Genomic DNA, 21722 nt, shown 5'->3' on the forward strand with positions numbered 1-21722 from the left:
ACACCCGCCTCGATACGCCGCCTATCTCATTCCGTCATCACCCAGATTCCCGCATAGCTCCTTCAAATCGCGCTGCAACGTCATCGGTGAGCGACAACACGCCTCAAGCACCTTGCGATCTTTCTTCGAAAGGCGGACTTCTCTTGCTTCGGGTATCATCCCGACCTTGAATCACGACTCACGTTCCAAGAAAAGTGGGTACTAGGATGATTTCGGAGGCACTTGAGGCGCGGGAAAGAAACTCTCGCTGCATCTGTTGGCTTCGGCGTGCAAATGCATCCTTGAAAAAGATGGGAATAAGCCCCAAGGCTGCCAATCCAGTTAGCGAGGAGCCGGGCAGTCGAAACATCTGAATCAATATGCTGGTGAATCCTGCGCCTGAGCCTGCGGGTCGCTTAAGGAAGCGTCCCCCTGCGGGCTTGCTAGCGCCACATCGTGGGAGCACTGGTCAACGCAGTCCGGCCAACTTGCTTGAGCGCATCGACGGACGTCTCTCCTTGGGTGGCGGCTTCCACGATTTTGGAGGCGACATATGTTCTGGCGCCGGTCTCACGAAGCGAGAGGTCCTTGCAAACTTCATCCAGAACCGCACGCAGAAGGGTGGTGGTTTCGGAGTCGAACATGCGAAGGTCTCCCCCAATCCAGCTGGACAATGAGTTTAGCGCAACTCGCGCGTTGCGAGATACAAATACGCAAATAGAATTGCCGTCGTGTGAACCTCGGCACGGAAGATTTAGCGAGTTAGCTTCCTTAAGGTTGCGCGATTATACGGCAAGCTAGCTTCACGAGCCATCGAATTTGTAGCTGAGGCACTGGCGGAGCCTGTGCCGCAGGGCCGCATGATCCAGAACGGTACGAGGTCGCATTCCGAAGAGGCTTGTGACCCCCAGCACGGCGAGCGGGGCCCAGCGCCCCGCCAGCTCCGCGGATTTTGATCTACTCTCCCCCTTCGTAGAATAGCTCGAGCGGCAGGCCGACCAGCGATTTGCCGATCCAGTCCCGAGCAATCACGTTCGACGGCCCCATGGCGATGGCCGCCCGCGCGTCGCGGAAGGAGCGTTCGATGAGGCCGCGGTGGTAGCCGTAACCTCCCGTGACCGTGAGCGCCGCTGCTGCGACCTTGTTCGCGACCTCGGCGGCATGCACCTTGAACTCGGTCAGAGGAATCAGGATTTCGCTCTGCGGCTTACCGGCCCGCCACAGCTCATCCAGCCTTGCCGCGAGTTCCAGGCGCCACGGTCGCAAGGTCTCAACCAGCACCTTGGCCGCACCGAGCTCCTGCCGGATCGCCTGATAGTCCGATAGACTCTTGTTTCGATCCTTGTGAACGAAACTCGTGGCGTGCTTGACCGCGGCGTTCAATGCGCCGCGGGCCACGCCTTCCCAGACCGCGCCGAGCCCGATCAGATAGACTGGCGATACGCCATCATAGATGATCTCCTTCCCCTGCCCCTCAGTGCCGAGCCGGTCACGCTGCGGCACCCGCACGTTGGTGTAGCGGATCGGACCGGAGTGATTGCCGCGGACACCGAGCGCATCCCAAGGCTTGGATTCGATGCCTTCAGACTTGCCGTCGACAATGAAGAAGACGATATCGGTCTGGTCCTTGGCGCCGGGGGTGCGCGTCTGCACCACATAGAAATCGGCCTGGCCGGAGCTCGTTGTGAACGATTTTTCGGCGTTGAGGAGATAATTATCGCCGTCGTGCGATGCCTCAGAGAGATTATACCACCAGTGCCCACCGGTGGCGCGTTCGCTGGTCGAATATGTGCCAAGCAACGCGCCGTTGTTTACCTTGAGCCAGCGCTCCTTCTGGTCATCGTTACCAAACAGATTGATCGTCTGAGCCGCGCCGACATGCATCACGTAGACGAGGCCGGTCGATGCATCGGCCTGTCCGATGCGGTAAGCGGCTTCCGCGAAATCAATATGGCCCAGACCAAGGCCACCAAAACGTGTTTCGTTCAGCACGCCGGTCCAGCCGGCTTCCGCCAATGCCGTCAGATTCTCTTTTGGAAAGCGGCTTTCAAGATCATTGCGATCGGCGTTGACCTTTACGGTGGCATCGATCGCGGCGTCCAGCCGGGAATAGATGTCAGAATCGATCTTGCGCGCCAGATTGTCTTTAGCCATGGTCATTCTCCCCTGTGTTGGTCAAAGTGTGGCAACGGCATGGATCAGCGGTTTCTCGGCGCGGTCAGGCTGCAGCGAGCCACCGAGGTAAAGGGCTTTGATGTCGTCGCGGTTTCGCAATTCGACTGATGCTCCCGACAGCACGCTGCGGCCATTCTCAAGCACGACCGCGTGGTCGGCAAAGCGCAGCGCAACGGTCGAATTCTGTTCTGCGACGAGGATCGAGAGACCCCGCTCGCCGTTGAGCTGCTTGAGCGCCCGGAAAATGCCTTCAACGACAAGCGGCGCGAGCCCCATCGACGGTTCGTCGAGCACCAAGAGCCTTGGACGTGACATCAGCGCGCGGCCGATCGCAGTCATCTGCTGCTCGCCGCCTGAGGTGAGGCCCGAGATCGACCTGCGATGATGCTTTAGTCGCGGAAAAAGCTCATAGATCTCGTCGAGATCGGCTCGCATTGCCCGAGACCTTGCGTCTCGGCCGATGCTCCCTGTGATCAGGTTCTCTTCCACCGTCAGCGAGAGGAAACAATGCCGGCCTTCGAGCACCAGCACGATCCCCGCTCGGACCAGCTTCGCCGGAGAAGCGGCTGCAATGTCGTGGCCGTCGAAGACAATGCGCCCGGCGGCGACCTGGCCGCGCCGGGCCGGCAGCAGCCCTGAGATCGCCTGAAGCGTCGTCGACTTGCCGGCACCATTTGCGCCGAGCACGGCGACGATCTCGCCGCGCCGGACCGCGAACGACACGTCGTTCACGGCTTCGATGGCGTGATTATAGGTTGCGGCCAGCCCCTCGACCGAAAGCAGAACGTTACTCATGCCCTGATTTGTCCCCTCTCAGACCTGCGGGAGCCGGCGGCGCCCGCAGGTCTGAGCTTTGCCTTGCGCTACTGGCTCACCGCATCATCGCCGGACGTACGGATCTTGATGCCGTGTTCCTTGGCGTAGGCGGTCGACGATTTCTCGATGATCGGGCGGAGGAATGCCCAGTCCGGCGCGATCCAGTCCGACACGACCTTCCATTTGCTGCCGTCCCATTGCTGGAAGGTGACGCGGCCGTCGCCCTCGTGATTGTCCCAAGTGACGTTGATCGAGTGGAACAAGCCCTTGGCGCCCAGCGCCTCCACCCGCACCGGATCGAGCGCTAGGTGCTCAAAACCCCAGCGGACTTCGTCACCGGTCAAGGTGCGCTTGCCGAACTTTGCCTGCGCAATCCGGATCGCTTCGACATTCAGGATGCCATTCACGATCCCGAGATTGTGGTAGACACTGCCGATCCGCTTCTTGTCGTCGAGATTGCCTTTGTTGGCGCCATAGACGGTCTTGATCACCTCCTGCAGCACGGGATATTCGGCGCCGGAGGCCTGGGTCGTGATCGCGATGTACCCCTTGGCCGGATCGCCTGCGGGAATGACGTCTTCCTCGGAGTTGGACCAGACGTTGCCGATGATGTGATCGACAGGGAAGCCGACCTTTTGAGCGGTCCTCAACGCCACCGGATTCATCACGCCCCAGCCGCGCAGCACCACGTAGTCGGGCTTCGCCCTGCGGATCGACAGCCATTGCGATTGCTGCTCGTTGCCCGGGTGCGGGACCTCGATCTGCTCCACGCTGAAGCCGTATTTATCTGCCAAGAGCTTGTAGATCGGAATCGTCTCCTTGCCGTAGGGCGAGCCGTGATAGAGCACGACGATCTTTTTACCCTGCAGCTTGTCCGGGCCGCCCTCCCTTGACGCGATGTAGTTCACGATTCCGGACGTCTCGCTGTAGGGGTTGAGCAGCAGCGGAAAGACGTAAGGGAATACGCGGCCATCGGTCGAATCGGTGCGGCCATGGTTGATGGTGATCAGCGGCACCTTGTCCTTGGTGATGCGGTCGATCATGGCATAGGCGATGCCGACCGACAGCGGGTTCCAGGCCGCAATCCCGGGACGGCTCTTCAGCCGCTCATAAACCTCAATGCCGCGCTCGACCTCGTACTGGGTCTCACCTTCATCCCAAGTGAGCTTGACGCCGTTGACGCCGCCATCGCGGATGTTGATCAAACTGAGATAGTCGATGAAGCCCCCGAAAAACCCGGTCCCTCCGGCGGCATAGGGACCTACACGATAGCTTTGCAGTGGAAAGAACTGTTCGTCTGCATTCGCCGCGACCATACTGGTCAGACTGACGGCCAGCGCCGCAGCCATCGCCACCTTCACACGTCTTAACATGTTCATTGCAAGCTCCTTTGGGTTACACAAATCTCAAGTCGGGAGCACTGGGCGGTGGGCCGACCGGATGGCGGCCCAGGCGCGGTCCCACAGCGCGATCAGCCCGCGCGGCTCCGCGATCAGAAAGGCGACGATGAGCCCTCCGATCACGATGCGCTGGCTCATTTCCAGAACACCCGAATCGAACACGTTACCGAGCAACGCGGCGCCGATCCGCGACAGCAGAAGCGGGAACACAACGATGAAGGCGGCACCGATGAAGGAGCCGCGCAGCGAGGCAAGGCCGCCAATGATGATGATGAACAAGACCTGGAACGAGCGATCCAGATTGAATCCGGCCGGCTCGACCGTGCGCAGATATGCGAACGCCCAGAGCACGCCGGCAACGCCAATGAGGAAGGACGAGATGGCGAAGGCGAGCAGCTTGGTGCGCAAGAGCGGCACGCCGATCACCTTGGCCGCGATCTCGTGGTCGCGCACCGCGATGAAGTTGCGGCCGGATTGGGAACGCAGCAATCGCAGCGTCAAGAGTGTCAGAGCGACCACGATCGTCAGCGAGAAGACGTAACGTTCCGCAGCGCTGGTAAATGAGATGCCGCCGATACTGAGAACCGGCGCATCGATCACCCCGGATGGATTGTCGTTGGAGAACCAGCTGAATTTGGTGAGCGCCCATTGCACGAAGAACTGCGCGGCAAGCGTCGATACCGCGAGATAGAACCCGCGCAAGCGCAGGCTCGGCAGTCCGAACACGATGCCGATGGCCGCCGCGACGCCCCCAGCCAGTACCAGATCGATGAGCAGCGGCAATGCGGGAATGCGAAGATGAAGATTGTACGCGGCGTAGGCGCCGACGGCGAGGAAGGCGGCCGAGCCGAGCGAGACCTGTCCGGCATAACCGGTCAGGACGTTGAGCCCGACGGCGGCAAGCGACAGCGCCAGGAATGGCGTGAGCACAGCGTCGAGCAGATAGTCCGATCCCGCGAGCGGAACGATGCCGTACGCGACCAGGATCACGAGGCCGATCCACAGCGTCTCGCCAGAGAACCAGCTCGATTTGGCAGGGGTGAGGACTGGCATGACTTACACCCTCTCCACCAGCTTCTGCCCGAACAGGCCCGATGGCCGGATCAAGAGGAGCGCCAGTGCCGCGACATAGGCTGCCCAGGCCTCGATGCCGCCGCCAAAGAACGGTCCGACATAGACCTCCGCCAGTTTTTCGATTGCGCCGACCAAAAGACCGCCCACGATCGCACCGGCGATCGAATCGAACCCACCGAGGACCAAAACCGGGAGCGCCTTCAAGACGACGAGCGACAGCGAGAACTGCACGCCGAGCCGCGCGCCCCATAGGAGCCCACCGACCAGGGCGACGATCCCCGCCACCGTCCAGACTGCGGCCCAGACCCGTGGCAGCCGAAGGCCGACCGCAAGCGCTGCAAATTGATCATCGGCCACGGCGCGAAACGAGAGCCCGGTGCGGGTGTAGCGAAAGAACAGCGCAAACAGCGCGACCAGACCGCCCGCGACCGCCGCGGCAAACAGGTCGAACCGACTGATCAGCACGCCAGCCACCTCGAACGGCGTGTCGCTGATGCCGAGGTCGAGGCCATGCACCTGCGTGCCCCACAGAAGTTGGGCTACACCCTCGATGACGTAGGAGAGCCCAAGCGTCGCCATGAACAGGGTGATCGGCGGCTGGTTGACCAGCGGCCGCAGTACCGCGCGCTCGGTGGCGATGCCCAGCACGACCATGATGACCAGCGTCGCCGCCAGTGCCGCAAAGAATGGCGCGCCGCGCTCGACCAGGCTGACGAAGGTCAGGGCCGCGAACAGCAGCATCGCGCCTTGCGCAAAGTTGAGCACGCCGGAGGTCTTGTAGATCAACACGAACCCGATTGCGACAAGGGAGTACATCACTCCCGAAAGCAGGCCACCGATCAGAACTTCAGCCAGAAACTGGTAATCGAACATCAGCTCGCAAGCTCCGTATCGTCATCATGTGCGACGCCGAGATAGGCGTCGATCACCGCCGGATCGGCGCGGACCTGGTCGGGCGTGCCGTCGGCGATCTTTCGTCCGTAATCAAGCACGGCCACGCGATCCGATAGCCCCATAACCACGCCGACGTCATGCTCGATCAGGACGATTGCGGCGCCGAAGCTATCGCGGGCGTTGCGCACATGCTGCGAAAGCTCCCGCTTCTCGGTCAGAGTCACGCCTGCGAACGGCTCGTCCAGTAACAGGAGCTTCGGTCGAGCAACCAGCGCCCGCGCCAATTCGACGCGCTTCTGCACTCCGTAAGGGAGCGTTCCTGCAAGGCGGTCACCAACCGCGGCAAGATACAGGAAGCCGATCACTTCTTCCGCGGCCGCGTGATTCTCGGCCTCGATCCGTCGCGCCAATGGCGAGCCGACGATCTGCCGCAGAAAACCCGTACGTACGCGATGCGCCAGCCCCATCAGCACATTGTCGAAGACGGAAAGTCCCTTGAAGAGCGCAAGATTCTGAAACGTCCGCGCCACGCCATGGACGGCCAGCTTCGACGTCGGCACTTCATGAAAGGAGTGCTCGCCAAACCACACCTCGCCGCGGTCGGGTCGGTAAAGCCCACTGACGATGTTGAGGAGCGAGCTCTTGCCGGCGCCGTTCGGTCCGATCACTGCCAGGATCTCGCCCTGGGCGACCTCCAGATCGATCTCGCGTAGCGCTGCGACGCCGCCAAATGTCAGCGAAATGTTCGTAAGTCCGAGCGCCGGCCTCACGGGTGTTTCGGCGGCGTGCTCCGCACGCTTCTCCAGCGCCTCCTCGCGTTTCCCGCGCGATCCATCGGCATATCCGCGTGGAGGGATCTCCTCCAGACGAAACAGGCCCGCCCCTGTTGCAATCGCCGTCACTTAGCTCACCCTCGCTTTGCGCCTATTCCGCGGCTTGAACGCGCACAGGCGTCCTTGCCTCAAGTTCGCGAACCAGCGGGATCACATGCTTGCCGAAATATTCGACCTCTTCCTGAAAATGCAGGAACCCGAGCAGGATCAGGTCGGCGCCGGCGTGCTTGAGCTCGATGATGCGTTCAGCGACTTGCTGTGGCGTGCCGATCAGGTTCGAGCGGAAGCCATCGTTGTATTGAACGAGATCCTGGAAGGTGGATTTGGCCCAGTTGCCCTCGCGCTCGGGGCTGGCATTGCCGGCATTCTGGACCTCGTGGTGGAAGCCGCGAACCGCATCGGGGATCGCCTTGTCGAGGATCTCCTGCAGGACTTCTTTCGCCTCCTTTTCGGTCTGCCGGACGATGCCGAATGCATTGATACCGATTTTGGTCTGCCAGCCCTTGCCGAAGACCTTCTCCTTGGTCCTGATATCCTCAACCTGCGCTTTCAGCCCCTCTGGCGTATTCCCATTGGTGAAATACCAGTCGGACACGCGAGCGGCCATGTCGCGGGCCGCGCGCGAGGAGCCGCCCTGGAAGATCTCGGGCAGCGGATCGAGCGGCTTCGGCTTCAGCGAGTAGTCGTTGAACCGATAGAAGTCGCCCTTGAGCGTGAAGCTCTCCTGGGTCCAGATGCCGCGTAACGCGCTGATGAACTCCTCCGAACGCCGGTAGCGCTCGTCGTGATCGAGCCAAGGCTCGCCGATCGCATGGAATTCGCCGCGGAACCAGCCCGATACGATATTGACCGCAACGCGTGCATTGGTGAGCCGGCTTATTGTCGCAATCTGCTTTGCCGCCACCGCCGGATTCCACGGGCCGGGAAGGAGAGCAGCGATGACCTTTAGCTTTTCGGTCGCCGCGAGCAGCGCGTGCGAGAAGCTGACCGGCTCATGCTGCTTGTCCGCTCCGTAACCCGCCGTAAAACGAATCTGGCTTAGTGCGTAGTCGAAGCCTGCCTTTTCGGCGATCTGGGCAAGCTTCCGGTTGTAGTCGATGTCCCAGCTGGTACGCTGCTCGATCGAAGAGATCACAAGTCCGCCCGACACGTTCGGCACCCAGTAGGCGAATTTGATCGGATTGCTGTTCAAAGACATCCTGTTTGTCCCTTGAGAATTACACTTGCGGCGAAATGGCCGGCGGCTTGAGCGAGGCAGCACCATGCGACCACGCCGCTCAAGACGAGCGAGTGCCGACGCCGCTGTTCTAGCCACCGGTTAGGGTTGCTTATTTCGAGGAGCTAAAGCGATCTCAGGTCAGATCGCCCTTGCGCATTGAGACGCCGCTCAGAAGACACCAACACAACTCATCGAAAAGCTCGCGCATAAACCGAATGCCTCACCTTGTCGAAGATGTTGTCGCGCATCATCAGCGCTCCTGACCGGCACCATCGCCTGATGATCAATCCTCTCAGAGATTCTTCGACCGAGCGAGTCCAAGACGAACTCTATTTCGTCGCGCGGAGATAATCCGCTTCTTTTTATTTTGTAGCGGACGCATCGTTTGTTGCTGTGCAGGTGTGGGCCAACCATCGCGTCCGCCGCGAAACGCCTCTTTCAATGGCGCGGCCGTTTCGCGGCCAGCATGATCACCCTGCACTTAATCCTGCGACCTCGGCGGCTTGCTGGAATATTCCTATTGCATTCGCCGGCGTCTGAGACCAATTGCACTCCCGCAAATGATTGGAGAGATCGAATTCGCAATTGAGATGAACCGGAGCACTGTCCAATGTCGAACGTGCAAACACAATTAGCACCAGGCGGAATGCTAACGAACGGCCGACGCGTGATCGCACCCCACAGCGTCATGCCTCTCTCGGCTAGAGGAAGGTCGCCCGTTCATGTTGATCACGGAAGATCATGACGGCGGCGATCGCGTCTGATGACGAGTTCCGATAGCGATCCCGAGAGAGAGACGCCCGTGGTCGTCTTATTCACCGACCAAGCGGGCGACCGACAAGCGCAGCGTGCATTGGATATGCCCGAGGTAGCCGGCCTCCCTGAACAACGTGGATTTGAGCGCCGATTCAGTTGAGGTCGGGGGAGCGGCAATAAGAACCTCCGCGGCGAGAGCTTGCGTCTAATATAAAGCCGTCGCTTGGCTCATCAAGCAATTCTCATTCACGTCAGCGCGATTGCCTTCCCCGTCGCTCGAAAGCGTAGACCGGATTGATACCGCAATAGACGTATGTACCGGATGCAGTAGCCATGCACTGGCTATAGGTTGAGAACTGGCAGTTGCCCGGATATCCCCAACTACGTCCCTGCAGGCAATAGACGGCCTGGCGAACCGGTAGGATGTACGAATGAACCCGCGGAGCAGCGGTCGAACGCGATCTAAAGCCGACGACGATGGGAAGTGCTAGCACACCGATAAAGATAAGATGGCGCATGAGACCTCTTGCCTCCGTTAAGTTCGCTGAAGGTGAGAGGATCCGAATTGCACCGCTTGATCTTAGTCAATGGCAGATAGCCGGTCCAGTCCGTCGGACGATCGCCATCGCAAGAAGCGCGTGCGTGATCACGCCTCCGCAAGGCGCGAAACGCAAGCAGTGCGCTCGATACAAGGAAGGCGTGGGCAACAAGAGGGCTCGCGCGGAACAGTGCGGTACCGGCGGCGGTCAGTACCGGGTAGCCGCTGGAGACGAGGCCATAATTGCGCACAAAGCTCCTCGACCATCGGTTGGTGGCTGTTCAACTTCTGGAGAATCGCCTGAACCTCGGAGCAGCATTCCTGCGGCTTTCTAGAACAGAACGCATCTTTTCAGCGCGCCGAAGCGCACCCTTCCCGCGGAATATTTGTATCGCAAGCAAATGCACAACCTGCTGCATTCGCTTGGTTCGCTGTCGACGAGCAGTAGAAGCAGAGGTGCTGTCAGGAATATCCGAGGCGCACAAGCACTTCTCCGCGGCAGTATCTTTGATCAGAATGAGGCATCGGCAACCGGGAATGCCCGGCCAGTACAGAAATTCGAGGCTACCCACTCGACTTTGGATCGCAACTTTGTCACACTACAATCTCGCGCTGCCTCGCACGAATTCATTTTCCAACTACCGCTTTGGCGGTCGTTCATACTTTCAGGGATTCATTCGCGGATCTGCGGAGTCATGCCCGACTACGAAAAGCCCGACAGGCTCTACGATATTGCGGATCTCCTGCGAGGATATGACCAGGACGACCCGCTGGCCTTCACGAAACCATGGGATTTTGCGACCTATCGCAGGTTCATATCCGACGGTGCCGCGCCCCCGCGCGCGCTCGAGATACGGCTTGTCCAGGCCGAGCATGATGCCCGTGTTGCCGGAGTCTTGAAGCGCTTTCTTGACCGCGCCCCCAAGCCCAAGCTGGTGGGGGTCATGGGGGGCAATGGACTTTTGCGCCCCCAGCCCGCCTACATCGCCGTCGCGCAGCTTGGCCGTCACCTGACGCAAAATGGCTATCTGCTCGTCACGGGCGGCGGTCCTGGCGCCATGGAAGCCGCGCATCTCGGCGCGACGTTTAGCGCGGCCGACCATGCCGCCTTCAATGAGGCCTTCGCGCTCGCGACCGTGCCCTCCCTACCTCCCTTGGATGACATACTTACTCTCTCGGGCGATCTCGCGCCTGGATACGAATCCAAGGGCGACGTGGCGCGGCAGTGGCTCAACAAGACGCTCGAGGTCAGGAATGCCGCTCCCAAGGAACGTGGAGAGAGCCTCGCCATCCCGACCTGGTTTCATGGATCGGAGCCGTCAACGGCCTTCGCCCGCGCCCTACACCAAGTACTTTTAGAACAGCATCGGAGAGGAGGCCCTCATACCCAATCGCACGCGGGGATCATTTACGCCCAAGGCGGCGGAGGCACCCTTCGCAAGATCTTCGAGGACGCCGAACAGAACTATTACGCGGCAACGCACAGCGATTTCACGCCAATGATCTTGCAGATGCATGCGCCGGTCGCGCAACGGAGCCTCGCCCTTTCTCTGACCACTATGTCCTAACCGGTGACCCGGTTCGCGTATTCGAATCGCTCAATTGTTCCTTCGAGGAGGATATCCATGCGATACGCAATCTATCTGACAGTCCTTGCCTGCGGCGCCATTTTGAACTCCATGCAGATCGATCGCGCCGTCGCCTGGGGCGACGAAGGTCACCAGATCGTAGCTCTGGTAGCGCAATCGTTTCTCGATGCAGACGTGCAAAAGCGTGTCAACGCGTTGCTCGCCGCCGACACGGACTCCCTCACGGCCCACGATATTGCGTCCGCGGCGACATGGGCTGATAAGTACCGCGACGCCAACATGAGCAATTCGCGCGAACGGACGCGGCAGTGGCACTTTGTCGATATCGAGATCTCGGCGCCGAGCCTGGACGATGCATGCTTCAATCACCCCCCGATACCTGGCGGCACGACCGCTTCCGACGGTCCCGCGGCGGACTGTGTCGTCGATAAAATTCAGCAGTTCGCGGCCGAACTTGCCGACCCCGGCACGGACGCCGAGGAACGCGTCGTCGCCCTGAAATTCCTGCTGCACTTCGTGGGCGACGTGCATCAGCCGCTTCACAGCTCGGACGATCACGATCGCGGCGGCAACGACAAGCGGGTTTCCGCCACGGGTCTGAGCGCCGGAAATCTCCACCATTTCTGGGACACCGAGTTCGTCAATCAGTTGGGGCCGGACGCCCGCACGATCGCCTCGGACCTGATCGGCCATATCACGAAGGAACAGCAGGCGAAGTGGCAATCAGGCGGCCCTGTCGATTGGGCCAAAGAAGCCTTTGCGACATCCAAAGACGATTCCTATGGGCAGCTCCCGGAGCCGAACGCGCGCGGAAGCTTTCGCCTGACCGACGATTATGTCACGACGGCGACCAATGACGTCACGCTCCAATTGAGCAAGGCAGGCGTGCGCCTCGCCATGGTTCTGAACCAAGCCCTGCGGAAGCCGTAGGCCTTCACCGCCAAACTGTGAGCAGCAACCGGCGAAGAGGCGTGAATCAATGCGCTAGTAGGGGGGAGATACAGTCATGCAGATTCTGGAGAAGCAATGGGAGGAAGCCGGCGGCGGTAGTGGCGGCTCGTCACGGTCGTCTTCTCAACGAAAGAGCAAGCACATCATTCTGGGTATAGACGGTACCTGGCAGGCCGCCTTCCGCGACCCCTTCCAGAGCAATGTCCACCGGCTGAATGTTGCGCTGAACTACGAGGACAATACCGACAACCATAATCCGCAGATATTCATTTATTCCGCCGGCGTTGGAACGAACAACCGTAGCTCTCAAATCATAGCGGGCGCGACAGGTGAAGGGCTGGGCTCCATTATTCTCGAAGCCTACATCAACCTCGCTTCCAACTATGTTCCGGGCGACAAGATCTATATTTTCGGCTTTTCACGCGGCGCGTTCGCTGCGCGCGCACTTACCGGCTTCATCTCCTACTCGGGCTTGCTGAAGGCCAACTCCCTCTCTCTCACGGAGCAAGCCTGGAGGCACTTCACGGATCCGAAGGGAGCAGACTTCAACTATCCGGAGCAGAAGGCTGACGCGACCCACAAGAAGGTCGAGGTCGAATTCCTGGGGGTCTGGGACACGGTCGCCGGTCCCTACAAGAAACAGGAAGTCATGGAGAAGTTTCGATTCAAGCACTTGAAGCTGGACCCGATCGTGAAGTGCGGGGTGCACATCCTCTCTATTGACGAAAGCCGCGGGGACTACGAACCCGTCCTCTGGAACGGCCCAAGCCGTGACGGCCAGACGCTTGAGCAGATATGGATGCCCGGCGTTCACGCCGACATTGGTGGCGGATATAGTGAAGCGTTTTTATCGACGACAAGCCTGCTCGTCATGATCGACAAGCTGCACGAGCATTGTCTCGATCTATCATTCGACACGAACTATATCGAAGAGACATTGCTTGACATCATCGAAAAGCAAGATCCGATCGTCAATAACGAGCGGACCGGCTTCTGGAAGTATTTTGGCCGTTCATTGTTGCGCCGAATCGAGAGCACCGAACATCACAAGCAGCATCCGATCGTTGAGCTGCTGCGGCAAAGGCAGATCGTATACAAATCTAGGCAAAAGGCGTACTCGCCGTCATTTCTCGCGCCAGCCGGCACGCTCAAAATCGCCGAATTCGGTTCTATCTCCTGCCACACGAGCAAGGTGATGTCGATTTTGACCAGAAGGCTCTCATAGAGCTCAGACCGCCCCAACCTGTCGCGAGCCTCGCACCGCGTAGCGCGGGGCCTCCACATTGGCCTTCAAGACGTCGAGCTTGCGAATATCCTGCCAAGAAACACAAAGAGCCCTAGGCCGAGGAGAGAAAGTGAAATCGTCACGATCTTGGTGTCCGTCAGCGCACAAGCGATGATGGCTTCGTATTTCGCGACCTCGCCTCGCCGCAAGAAAAGCCGGGCGAGCCAAAGATCCTCGGCCACGTCGGAGACGCCATACAAAACTGCCATGATGATGAAAAACTGCATGACGTATACGAGCCACCGATAGCTTGGCAGGACGGTCAGCAGCGCCAAACGGAATAGCGCAACAAAAGCTGCGCACGAGATGGCAAACCCCACATCGATCCAGAGCAATGTCGGCCGAATATAGAGATCGAGCGCGCTTTTCCCGAACCTCGTCGACCGCTGTTCGGCAACTGTGACCTTGCCCCTCGGGCTTAATCCAGTTTGAAGTTCGTTCTGGCCCACGACAAGGACCAGAGCATGAAGCGCAGCCGCTTTTCGGAAGAGCAGATCATCGGGATTTTGAAGGAGCATGAGGCCGGCGTGTCGGTCGCCGATCTGTGCCGCAAGCATGGCGTCAGCGACGCCAGCATCTACAAATGGAAGGCCAAGTTCGGTGAGATGGAGGTGTCGGAGGTCAAGCGGCTGAAGACGCTGGAGGACGAGAACACGCGGCTGAAACGGCTGCTGGCCGACTCCATGCTGGACAATGCGGCGTTGAAGGACCTCTTGGGAAAGAAATGGTGACGCCCGCAGCCAAGCGGAAAGCTGTCGCCCATCTCCGAGACGCCTTCGGGATGAGCGAACGGCGGGCGTGTAAAGCCATCGGCTGCTGCCGCATGACCATGAGATACCAGACGACCCGGGCGGACGAAGCCGGCGTTCGCCAGCGCATGAAGGCGATCGCTCAGGAGCGCCGCCGCTTCGGCTAATCGGCGCCGGCTATGCCGGCCTCGTCCTTGTCGAGCCTGACCGCTAGGCTCGCGCCGCGGTGTCTTTCTTAACGAAAAGCGGCGCCGCGCTGTCTACCACTTCTTTCGGGAGCATCCTCAGCTGCTCTGCGTCGAACGGCAGGTAAGTGAGATACTTCGCGACCAGAGCACCCACGGCTTCCGCCTGTGCTGCATCTCGTTGGCGCTTGAGCGGCTCCCTATCCGCACGACGGGACAGCCAGAGCTTATGGGCGGCCCAAACCCGCGGATCTGGAGCGACGATGCGCACCGGTTCGCCCTTTTCGTCGATCGCGACCGCCTCGAAAGCCGGAGAATTCTGCAGCCAATCGAGTCCTTCGATTTGAACGGCAGTCAGGTCTTCGGGGTCCGAGCCGATCTTGTCCGGAGCCTTCTTCCAAGGAGGGCTCTGCATAGGCTTGATCAGATCGACGAGATAGCCGTCCCGGTTCACGGCCCGGAACGTCTGCTTGGCGCGTTCGAAGCTGGTGTCGACACGTTGAAGTATCTTCAGGAGCGAAGACTCGGAGACGTCGTCGTCCGCCACGAACGTAAGCCCGCCGCGCGCGTCGAACAGAAGATCAATGTCTTCCGTCGTGGCCAGGCCCGGATCGATCCTGACGCCGGAAGAGGCTTCATAACCGTAGATCGCGTTCGTTCCGAGGATCCGAATGCCGGAGCCCAACATCCCGAAGCCGTCGAGAGCTCGCATGATCCGAGCTCCGATCAATGGTACGCGACCCAGGCCGAGTGCACGATTGACCGCGGATTGCCGCTCCATCGTGCCACGCAAGTTCTTCAATCGGGTTTCCGCCGCAGCGCGCTTAGCCTCGAAGTCGGCCTTCATTTTTTCGGTTTCGGGAGACCGCGCCCCGAGCGAGCTTTGCTTCCGGAGGCCCGCTTTGTCGTAGTAGCTCCGGGCGAGGTATTCATGGCCTTTGGACTCCACCCAGGTCATGGAACCGCGATGCGCGTCGTACGCCTCCTTGGCGTCCCGCAGGGCCTGAAAGCGCTGCTGGCTGTTGACCACCTCGCGGCGCTGATCATTGTTAAGCTCTTGAAAATCCATGGTTTCAACACTTGGATCTGGTTTTGATCGCTACTGTTGAAACAGAATTTATCATTTGAAATCAATGGCTTCAACAGTTCTATCAAAAATCAGGCCAAACTGTTGAAACCGGGAACTTTTGGCCACTCCGGCGGCCCCCTCCTGCCGCCTTGCGGACCTTCACTCTAGAGGTAGGAACTCGCCCTAGTTTCGCAACGGGAGAACGCTGTCAGCGAAAGCACCAGCTTTTGTGCTTGAGCAACTCAAACGTCACCTGAAACCGGGCCACGCCTATCGGCGCGCGGATTTGGCCCGCTGGTCGACGTCTGTTGATCGGCATCTCAAGCAGCTGGTTGAGAGCGGCACGCTCAAGAAGCTTTCGGGCGGCCTCTATGCCTACCCGAAGGAAACGGCATTCGGCCCGGCTCCCGCTTCCGACAAGGATGTCGTAAGCGCCTTTCTGAAGGAAGATACATTTCTTCAGCCTGGGCGTTGGGCCTCGGTGAACATCGGGGCCCTTCGCTTTCAACCGACCGCGGCTGCGTGCTCACAGCCTGAACGTTTTTTTAGGCTCGTGCTGCTGAAAGTTTTGCCGGCCGCTTGACGGTCAGGTTAGAATCTCTCCCTGGGAAGCGAGAAGATGGCGAAAAGCGTGAAGGCCCTTATCAACCCGGCCATGCTTGCATGGGCACGGGCGCAAGCCGGGTTCAGTCCGGAGGAGGCCGCACGCCGGTTGCACATCGACGAAGAACGGCTGATCGCGTTCGAGGAGGGCGGCGAAGCGCCGACCTTCGCGAAGCTCCTGGACATTGCAGACCTCTACAAGCGCCCGGTCAGCCTGTTTTACCTCAAGACCCCGCCGAAGGGCTGGCAGCCCATTCAGGACTTTCGCCGGCTGCCAGGCGTTGACGAGGGGTTCTCTCCACAGCTCACGTACGTCATTCGCCTGGCGCGGGAACGCCGTGAGATTGCATTGACCGTGCGTCATGAGTTGGGCCAACCGGTGCAGCCGTTTGACCTCACCGCCACGCTGAAGACGGATGTTGAGCAATTTGGCCAACAAATCCGCGAATATCTGGGCATCACCGAAGCCAAGCAACAGCGGTTTGGCCGCAAGGCCTTCGATAACTGGCGCATGGCGGTGGAAGCCAAGGACGTCCTTGTCTTCGTCGTGCCGCGGTTGAAGATCAAAGAAATGCGCGGCACGGCGATTGCCGAGCAAACCATGCCGGTAATTCTGATCAACGGTAAGGATCGCGGCAACGGCCGCGTGTTTACGCTGCTCCATGAGTTCTGCCACCTCGCTCTACGGCAAAGCGGGGTCAGCAATATGGGGGGCGATCGCAATGACGCCCCTCACCCCGATGTCGAGAAGTTCTGCAACGCCGTCGCGGCCGCGGCATTGATGCCGAGCGACTGGTTGCTTCGCGAGACACTTGTTGTCCAGAAGGGAGCCCAGAAGAGCTGGCGCGATGATGAGCTGGAGGCGCTGGCGCTGCGGTTCGGCGTTAGTCAGGAAGCGGTGCTGCGTCGCCTGCTGACCCTCGGCCGTACCACGCAAGCCTTTTATGACAGCAAGCGCGTCGACTTCCAAAAAATCTACGCCCAGCTCGATGAGCAAAAAGAACCGTCCGAGGGGGGCCCAAGTATCATTACGTGGTGCTGAGCCAGCTCGGCCGAACGTTCACCCAGCTTATTTTTCAGGGCTATCACGATCGCTATTTCACGCTGCGCGATGTCGCAGGTCTTTTGAACATGAAGGTTACGACCATTCCTGTAATGGAAAAGGCGGCCTTTGGCATGGCGGGCTAAGCCGGCATGGCCAAAAGGACCTATTGCATCGATACGAGCGCGCTGATCGCCGGCTGGTACGAGCGCTACAAGCCAAACCGTTTCCCAAAACTGTGGGACCAGTTCGACCAGCTCGTCACGGATGGCAGGCTGGTTTCTTCGACGCTGGTCCTGCGGGAATGCAACAAGCAGCGCTCAGAAGAGCTGCACGCGTGGCTCAAGCCTCGCGAGGCCATGTTTATTGCGCCGGATGAAGCGGTACAACAGCAAGTTGACCACGTCGTCAACACCTATCCGACATCAAGGCGATGTTCGAGCAGGTGCGCGGCGTCACCTAGCTAACCGCACTATTGTAAACAGTGCGTGCCTAGACCAAAGAAATGTTCAGCGATCATGCGACGCGGCGCTGAACCAAACCGCCACACCCGGAGACCTGAGGTGACGAAAGCTACGTTAGATTCGTTAGCTGCGCGCGATGACGAATGCTGACGATATCCGCGTAATTCTACGGGGTTTGCCGGTCGGGACGTTGAAAAATTTGCGCGAGCTTTATCACGCGCACACCTTTGGTTGTCATGCGAATTGCCTACACCTGGTCATTACGATTATGACAACTGCATTAGTTGTATTCGATCGTTACGAAAAAGGACTTTGCTTTAGCAAGCGTCATGGAGGTCGGTCGGCGACCCCGGATGCGAGACCCGAGGACCCAGGCGACACATAGTGTGCAACGAGCGCCGCGCCGCACTTAAGCGTCCGCTCTAACCGATCCCCAAGGGCATTCAACGTATCGCAAGTCGAAGCAATGGGAGTCGCTCGGGTCATCGAGACCCACGACAGCAGGAAAGGTAGGCGCGCGATGCGCAAGGCGATTATCACAGCTGCGACGACCCTGACGGTCGCTATCGCTTGCTCGGCTTTCTGGCCGACAGTCGAACCCGATGTCGCTCGCTTCGGTGACAGCGTCTATGAGACCATCTGGGTATGGCGAATTCCGGCATATGCGAACAACTCGTCCTGGCGCGTTCACTGGAGCTGGAGCGACCCACTGCGGGCACAAGCGAGATGTTGCCGGGCATTGCCGACTGGTTTCGTGCCGCGGGAGAATTCGCCAATGCTGCTGTCAACGCGCGAAACACGCGTGTAGACGGGCGTGCTGGAGGGTAGCGCGGAGCCCGAGGGCGCCCTCATACCGGATCGCATTTGACTCAAATTTGGATTGTAGTTGACGTTACTTTTTATCCTTAACCAGAAACCTGATCTTTGATTTACATCTGCACGATGCGGTTTACCTTGTTCTCGCGAACAGAGCGAGCGCAAGGAAAACAACCAAATGCCCCGGCTAAGCCTCAACTTCTTGCTGGCTTTCTGTCTGGCTGCACCGGGCTTCAGCGCCGCTGCCGATGATAGCAGAACGGGTCAGCCGAATCCGGCTTTTGCCGCCGATCGCGTTGGATGTTCTCTGCATCCGAAAGCTGAGAAACCATCGGACCCGTCGTCGACATCGGCCATCTCTCACGCCGAGAAGTTCGTCGCTCGCGACCATTTCAAGGAAAACATTTCGTCAAGCGCTGCTGTCAGGATTTCCTGGCTTGGGGCGACGTTCGCACGCCGCTTTGCCGGCAAGATCGAGGACGATCAGGGTGACGGAACATTTCAAACCTACGTTCTGAACGCATCCTCGAGCGACAAGGAGATCCTAGCGACATTAGGGCAAGGCCACGAGAGCAACCTGGTCGACGTCTGGTGCCTGTTGCGACAGCAGGCCAACGGGGCCAGCGGGGCGCTGCAAACCGATTCCAAGCCGAACATCTTTTTTGTCCGTGATATCGCAGGTGAGCTCGGCGTTGTTGACGCGATCTGGGGCGGCGTAGGGTGGGAGATTGGCGCGAGCCCGGTGGGCGACAGACCAAGATGGTCGTCCGGAACGCGGGTGTTCTCGCGCTGACCGTTTTTGCAAGGCCATGCTGCGCGCGCTCCCCCAGGCCCCAGTGGGGTGGAGCGAGGCTTTGTCGGCTTGCGCTCTCTGGCAAATCAGCTAACCGCCGCAGCAGCAGCGCGCAGGGAAGAGCCTTGCGACACGCTGGCGCGCAGTCAGCCAGGTCACGCGCCGAACCGACCGGCCCAAGGTGGAAATGACGACTTGGTCGACCGTCTTGCTATTGTCGTTCGAGACGTCGCTTGTCGTCGAACTCCCCCACTGGCCGGAGGCGTGATCGGGACGAGCTGGCCGGGTGCCGCTGCCAATAGCCGGTGAAGGTGAAGTCCACCGACTTGCTGAGCTTCAAGGCCAGCGCGGCAATGCGGTTCACCTGATCGCCATTCGAGACGCGGGCGATTGTCCGCCCGACACCGGACCGATTCGAGGGATTGATAATCTGCTCGCGGAATATTTCCTGCTTTGGATGGCCGCACGCGCGCGCGTCGATACACGAAATGGGTCCCGTCTGGCGCGATCGGCGCCCCCCTTGAGGAAAGTTCGGCTGGCTCCCCCGCCGGCCGCGGCGGGATGATTGGAGGGAATCACCCCTATCAGCTCCTTACGCGGATAGTCACGCGAGGATTGCCTCGGTCATCCGTGTAGTCCTCCACACTCACTTCGATTTCATTGAACCAAAACCAAAACTGGCGCAGATGTTCTGCTCTGTGCTGAGCAACAATCTGCACCTTCTCAAACTCAGTCAACTTTCTTATCATTGGATCTCCAGGCATCTGCGGTCGTTGACAGTTCCCAGCAGCACACAAAGAAAATACAACCACCCCGGCGGCACTAAGCCCTCCGCCCCCGAATTCTTCGGCATGCCCCCCAACACAAAAAGCCCCGGCCACCTTTCGGCGGCCGGGCCAGTCTAGCGAGGAGCGAGCCTGAAGACTCAGCCCGATCTTACCGCCTGTCAGGAATGGATCAGACGGCCCTCTCTTGCTACTCGGGCTAGCTGTCGAGAAGCTGACGAGCCCCCGCCGTCTGGAGAACGTAGAGGCCCCTTTTGCTGCGCGAACGACTGAGCTCGCGTAACGAGATCACTGTCTCCATCGATCGCAAGCGTTGTTGCGTTCATTTTCAGCTAACTGCAGATCAGATGCTCGAGCTCTCTCGCGTCTTGGCTATTGCCGCGGCGAATGCGGCGAGCACTCAGATAGGGCGAATCGGGGCGCCTTAGGGGGCCGTGAGTGCATTTGCCCCTTCGGTGGTCACACCATCGACATAAAGGCGCGCACGATGACAATCGCAACCCGAAATCGTGACGTCGCTCAATGCCGCCCTTACAATCCAGTTGTAGCTGACCGGGCGCCCTCCGGCTCCGAGCTAACTGGTTACGATTAAGATCACGCGGTCACCTATATGCGCATGCTTGATGCTGACACCGAAGGCGCCGACTGGCGCGAGGTATCGCGGATCGTCTTGCGCATTGACCCGGAGCGTGAGCCTGAGCGAGTCCGCCAGATGTTCCCCGATGAATTGATCAGGGTGCGCGGGGTTGACGTTGATCCGGGGCGGCTCAAGGGTAATTGCCACCGATACAAGATTCCCCCGCCGGCCCGGGTCCGGCATGATGCCAACCAAGGTCTCTTACATTGTCTACAGCACTAGCCCATCGTGGCTCGTGCGTGATGGCCGGCTAGCTTTCGCTCGGCGAAGCGAGAGAGATTAGCGCTGCGATCAATGTGCGGGCACAAGAAAAAGAAGCGGCCCCGTCTGGGGTATTGGGGCTAAGGATCGACCGAGGCCGCTTGCGACAGCCACGTGAATAGCGCCGCACCTACATTTGCGGTGTGATTCGCGGCGGTTTCGTGACCCGTAGACGAGCGCGGCAGTTCAAATTGCTAAAGGGCACCGCATGCCGGGCTTCGAACTACGCTTGCCGCGTTTGGCAAGCGCCGCCTTTTCTGCGTCGGTGTAATAGCGATGCACGAAGTATGAATTGGCTCCGTATTCATCGGCATCGGCGCTATTCAACCAAGGCGTTTCTCTCTCTGCCAGTTCATCAGGGGTGTCGGCAAAGACATGCCGTTGCGCCAGAACATATTGCCTTCGTCGCCGTATTCCTGCCACAGGGCGAATGCCCGGTCACGGCCCCTTGGGACCGGCCGGCACCTCGTCCGGATCCACCTGATCGGGAAGGAGAGGATCTTCGCCGAACGGACGGTTGATGATGCCGAGCGCTTCGGTGGCGGCATACACGCGGTTGCGCGAGTAACCAGTACGCTCTTCCAGAATTCCCGCCTCTTCCAATTGAGCGATTGCCTGGTGGACCTGCGGAGGACTGATGTCCAGAAGTTCACCGAGCCGCTTGGCCGTCACGACCGGATAGTTGTGAAGTTCGTCAAGCGCGCGTGCGGCCGCCGACCCCTTGCGGAATTTGCGGCGCTCCCTCCAGACCCCCGCGGGTCACTTCAAATTCCTCCGGGTATGGTCAGTCAAATTCCTCCACCCCGAGG

20 protein-coding genes and 2 pseudogenes are annotated in these 21722 nt (G+C 59.7%); 9 read left to right on the top strand and 13 right to left on the bottom strand.

Going from position 1 to position 21722, the window contains the following annotated elements:
- Positions 1-422: 422 nt before the first annotated feature.
- The 9 genes from ACFFWD_RS01010 to ACFFWD_RS01050 form a co-directional block, all read right to left on the bottom strand.
- A complete protein-coding gene (locus ACFFWD_RS01010; RefSeq protein ID WP_376960531.1) occupies positions 423-623 on the bottom strand; it encodes a hypothetical protein in 201 nt (66 codons plus the stop codon).
- 313 nt (positions 624-936) lie between these two features.
- A complete protein-coding gene (locus ACFFWD_RS01015; RefSeq protein WP_376960533.1) occupies positions 937-2133 on the bottom strand; it encodes an acyl-CoA dehydrogenase family protein in 1197 nt (398 codons plus the stop codon).
- A gap of 21 nt (positions 2134-2154) precedes the next feature.
- Positions 2155-2949, bottom strand: coding sequence for an ABC transporter ATP-binding protein (locus tag ACFFWD_RS01020; RefSeq protein ID WP_376960535.1), 795 nt, complete (start codon positions 2947-2949; stop codon positions 2155-2157).
- A 68-nt stretch (positions 2950-3017) separates the two neighbouring features.
- On the bottom strand, positions 3018-4319 hold the full coding sequence (locus tag ACFFWD_RS01025; protein WP_376960568.1) for an ABC transporter substrate-binding protein: 1302 nt from the start codon (positions 4317-4319) through the stop codon (positions 3018-3020).
- A gap of 57 nt (positions 4320-4376) precedes the next feature.
- Positions 4377-5423 carry a branched-chain amino acid ABC transporter permease gene (locus ACFFWD_RS01030; RefSeq protein ID WP_376960537.1) on the bottom strand — a complete coding sequence of 349 codons (1047 nt, stop codon included), beginning with the start codon at positions 5421-5423 and terminating at the stop codon, positions 4377-4379.
- Positions 5424-5426: 3 nt separating this feature from the next.
- On the bottom strand, positions 5427-6317 hold the full coding sequence (locus ACFFWD_RS01035; RefSeq protein WP_376960539.1) for a branched-chain amino acid ABC transporter permease: 891 nt from the start codon (positions 6315-6317) through the stop codon (positions 5427-5429).
- A complete protein-coding gene (locus tag ACFFWD_RS01040) occupies positions 6317-7240 on the bottom strand; it encodes an ABC transporter ATP-binding protein (RefSeq protein WP_376960541.1) in 924 nt (307 codons plus the stop codon). Before ACFFWD_RS01040 ends, ACFFWD_RS01035 begins: the two co-directional genes overlap by 1 nt.
- Positions 7241-7262: 22 nt before the next feature.
- The gene (sfnG, locus tag ACFFWD_RS01045; RefSeq protein WP_376960543.1) at positions 7263-8369 is read right to left on the bottom strand and encodes a dimethylsulfone monooxygenase SfnG; all 1107 of its coding nucleotides are present in this window, start codon (positions 8367-8369) and stop codon (positions 7263-7265) included.
- 1028 nt (positions 8370-9397) lie between these two features.
- Positions 9398-9664, bottom strand: coding sequence for a DUF3551 domain-containing protein (locus ACFFWD_RS01050; protein WP_376960545.1), 267 nt, complete (start codon positions 9662-9664; stop codon positions 9398-9400).
- 715 nt (positions 9665-10379) lie between these two features.
- Between ACFFWD_RS01050 and ACFFWD_RS01055 the strand changes: the two genes are divergently transcribed.
- From ACFFWD_RS01055 to ACFFWD_RS01065, 3 genes are all read left to right on the top strand, one after another.
- Positions 10380-11252, top strand: a complete 873-nt coding sequence (locus tag ACFFWD_RS01055; protein WP_376960547.1) for an SLOG cluster 4 domain-containing protein — start codon at positions 10380-10382, stop codon at positions 11250-11252.
- 57 nt (positions 11253-11309) lie between these two features.
- Positions 11310-12203: a S1/P1 nuclease gene (locus ACFFWD_RS01060; RefSeq protein WP_376960549.1), complete on the top strand. Its 894-nt coding sequence runs from the start codon at positions 11310-11312 to the stop codon at positions 12201-12203.
- A 76-nt stretch (positions 12204-12279) separates the two neighbouring features.
- The gene (locus tag ACFFWD_RS01065) at positions 12280-13449 is read left to right on the top strand and encodes a T6SS phospholipase effector Tle1-like catalytic domain-containing protein (RefSeq protein ID WP_376960551.1); all 1170 of its coding nucleotides are present in this window, start codon (positions 12280-12282) and stop codon (positions 13447-13449) included.
- A gap of 65 nt (positions 13450-13514) precedes the next feature.
- On the opposite strand, the gene ACFFWD_RS01070 is transcribed toward ACFFWD_RS01065, so the two are convergent.
- Complete coding sequence (locus tag ACFFWD_RS01070; protein WP_376960553.1) at positions 13515-13958, bottom strand: hypothetical protein; 444 nt, start codon at positions 13956-13958, stop codon at positions 13515-13517.
- Between the two features lie 15 nt (positions 13959-13973).
- On the opposite strand from ACFFWD_RS01070, the pseudogene ACFFWD_RS01075 reads away from it, so the two are divergent.
- Positions 13974-14422: pseudogene (locus ACFFWD_RS01075) on the top strand (transposase); the annotation flags it as partial.
- A 46-nt stretch (positions 14423-14468) separates the two neighbouring features.
- Here the strand turns inward: ACFFWD_RS01075 and ACFFWD_RS01080 are convergent.
- A complete protein-coding gene (locus ACFFWD_RS01080; protein WP_376960555.1) occupies positions 14469-15512 on the bottom strand; it encodes a GSU2403 family nucleotidyltransferase fold protein in 1044 nt (347 codons plus the stop codon).
- Positions 15513-15741: 229 nt separating this feature from the next.
- Here ACFFWD_RS01080 and ACFFWD_RS01085 point away from each other — a divergent pair, with 229 nt between their 5' ends.
- From ACFFWD_RS01085 to ACFFWD_RS01105, 5 genes are all read left to right on the top strand, one after another.
- On the top strand, positions 15742-16095 hold the full coding sequence (locus ACFFWD_RS01085; RefSeq protein WP_376960557.1) for a hypothetical protein: 354 nt from the start codon (positions 15742-15744) through the stop codon (positions 16093-16095).
- Between the two features lie 36 nt (positions 16096-16131).
- Complete coding sequence (locus ACFFWD_RS01090; protein WP_376960559.1) at positions 16132-17157, top strand: ImmA/IrrE family metallo-endopeptidase; 1026 nt, start codon at positions 16132-16134, stop codon at positions 17155-17157.
- Positions 17148-17303: a hypothetical protein gene (locus ACFFWD_RS01095; RefSeq protein WP_376960561.1), complete on the top strand. Its 156-nt coding sequence runs from the start codon at positions 17148-17150 to the stop codon at positions 17301-17303. Before ACFFWD_RS01090 ends, ACFFWD_RS01095 begins: the two co-directional genes overlap by 10 nt.
- A 6-nt stretch (positions 17304-17309) precedes the next feature.
- Positions 17310-17624 (top strand): DUF4411 family protein, encoded by a 315-nt coding sequence (locus ACFFWD_RS01100; protein ID WP_376960562.1) that lies wholly within the window; start codon positions 17310-17312, stop codon positions 17622-17624.
- Between the two features lie 991 nt (positions 17625-18615).
- On the top strand, positions 18616-19230 hold the full coding sequence (locus ACFFWD_RS01105) for a hypothetical protein (RefSeq protein ID WP_376960564.1): 615 nt from the start codon (positions 18616-18618) through the stop codon (positions 19228-19230).
- A gap of 211 nt (positions 19231-19441) precedes the next feature.
- On the opposite strand, the gene ACFFWD_RS01110 is transcribed toward ACFFWD_RS01105, so the two are convergent.
- Positions 19442-19594, bottom strand: a complete 153-nt coding sequence (locus ACFFWD_RS01110; RefSeq protein ID WP_376960566.1) for a hypothetical protein — start codon at positions 19592-19594, stop codon at positions 19442-19444.
- A gap of 1757 nt (positions 19595-21351) precedes the next feature.
- A pseudogene (locus ACFFWD_RS01115) lies at positions 21352-21615 on the bottom strand (winged helix-turn-helix transcriptional regulator); the annotation flags it as partial.
- Between the last annotated feature and the right edge of the window lie 107 nt (positions 21616-21722).

Source organism: Bradyrhizobium erythrophlei (genome assembly GCF_042430365.1).
GTDB lineage: Bacteria > Pseudomonadota > Alphaproteobacteria > Rhizobiales > Xanthobacteraceae > Bradyrhizobium > Bradyrhizobium erythrophlei.

Bases quoted from the DNA above. Each gene is read 5' to 3' on its own strand.
- ACFFWD_RS01010 (WP_376960531.1), bottom strand. From the start codon at position 623: ATGTTCGACTCCGAAACCACCACCCTTCTGCGTGCGGTTCTGGATGAA.
- ACFFWD_RS01015 (WP_376960533.1), bottom strand. From the start codon at position 2,133: ATGGCTAAAGACAATCTGGCGCGCAAGATCGATTCTGACATCTATTCC.
- ACFFWD_RS01020 (WP_376960535.1), bottom strand. From the start codon at position 2,949: ATGAGTAACGTTCTGCTTTCGGTCGAGGGGCTGGCCGCAACCTATAAT.
- ACFFWD_RS01025 (WP_376960568.1), bottom strand. From the start codon at position 4,319: ATGGCTGCGGCGCTGGCCGTCAGTCTGACCAGTATGGTCGCGGCGAAT.
- ACFFWD_RS01030 (WP_376960537.1), bottom strand. From the start codon at position 5,423: ATGCCAGTCCTCACCCCTGCCAAATCGAGCTGGTTCTCTGGCGAGACG.
- ACFFWD_RS01035 (WP_376960539.1), bottom strand. From the start codon at position 6,317: ATGTTCGATTACCAGTTTCTGGCTGAAGTTCTGATCGGTGGCCTGCTT.
- sfnG (WP_376960543.1), bottom strand. From the start codon at position 8,369: ATGTCTTTGAACAGCAATCCGATCAAATTCGCCTACTGGGTGCCGAAC.
- ACFFWD_RS01050 (WP_376960545.1), bottom strand. From the start codon at position 9,664: ATGCGCCATCTTATCTTTATCGGTGTGCTAGCACTTCCCATCGTCGTC.
- ACFFWD_RS01055 (WP_376960547.1), top strand. From the start codon at position 10,380: ATGCCCGACTACGAAAAGCCCGACAGGCTCTACGATATTGCGGATCTC.
- ACFFWD_RS01060 (WP_376960549.1), top strand. From the start codon at position 11,310: ATGCGATACGCAATCTATCTGACAGTCCTTGCCTGCGGCGCCATTTTG.
- ACFFWD_RS01065 (WP_376960551.1), top strand. From the start codon at position 12,280: ATGCAGATTCTGGAGAAGCAATGGGAGGAAGCCGGCGGCGGTAGTGGC.
- ACFFWD_RS01080 (WP_376960555.1), bottom strand. From the start codon at position 15,512: ATGGATTTTCAAGAGCTTAACAATGATCAGCGCCGCGAGGTGGTCAAC.
- ACFFWD_RS01090 (WP_376960559.1), top strand. From the start codon at position 16,132: ATGGCGAAAAGCGTGAAGGCCCTTATCAACCCGGCCATGCTTGCATGG.
- ACFFWD_RS01100 (WP_376960562.1), top strand. From the start codon at position 17,310: ATGGCCAAAAGGACCTATTGCATCGATACGAGCGCGCTGATCGCCGGC.
- ACFFWD_RS01105 (WP_376960564.1), top strand. From the start codon at position 18,616: ATGCCCCGGCTAAGCCTCAACTTCTTGCTGGCTTTCTGTCTGGCTGCA.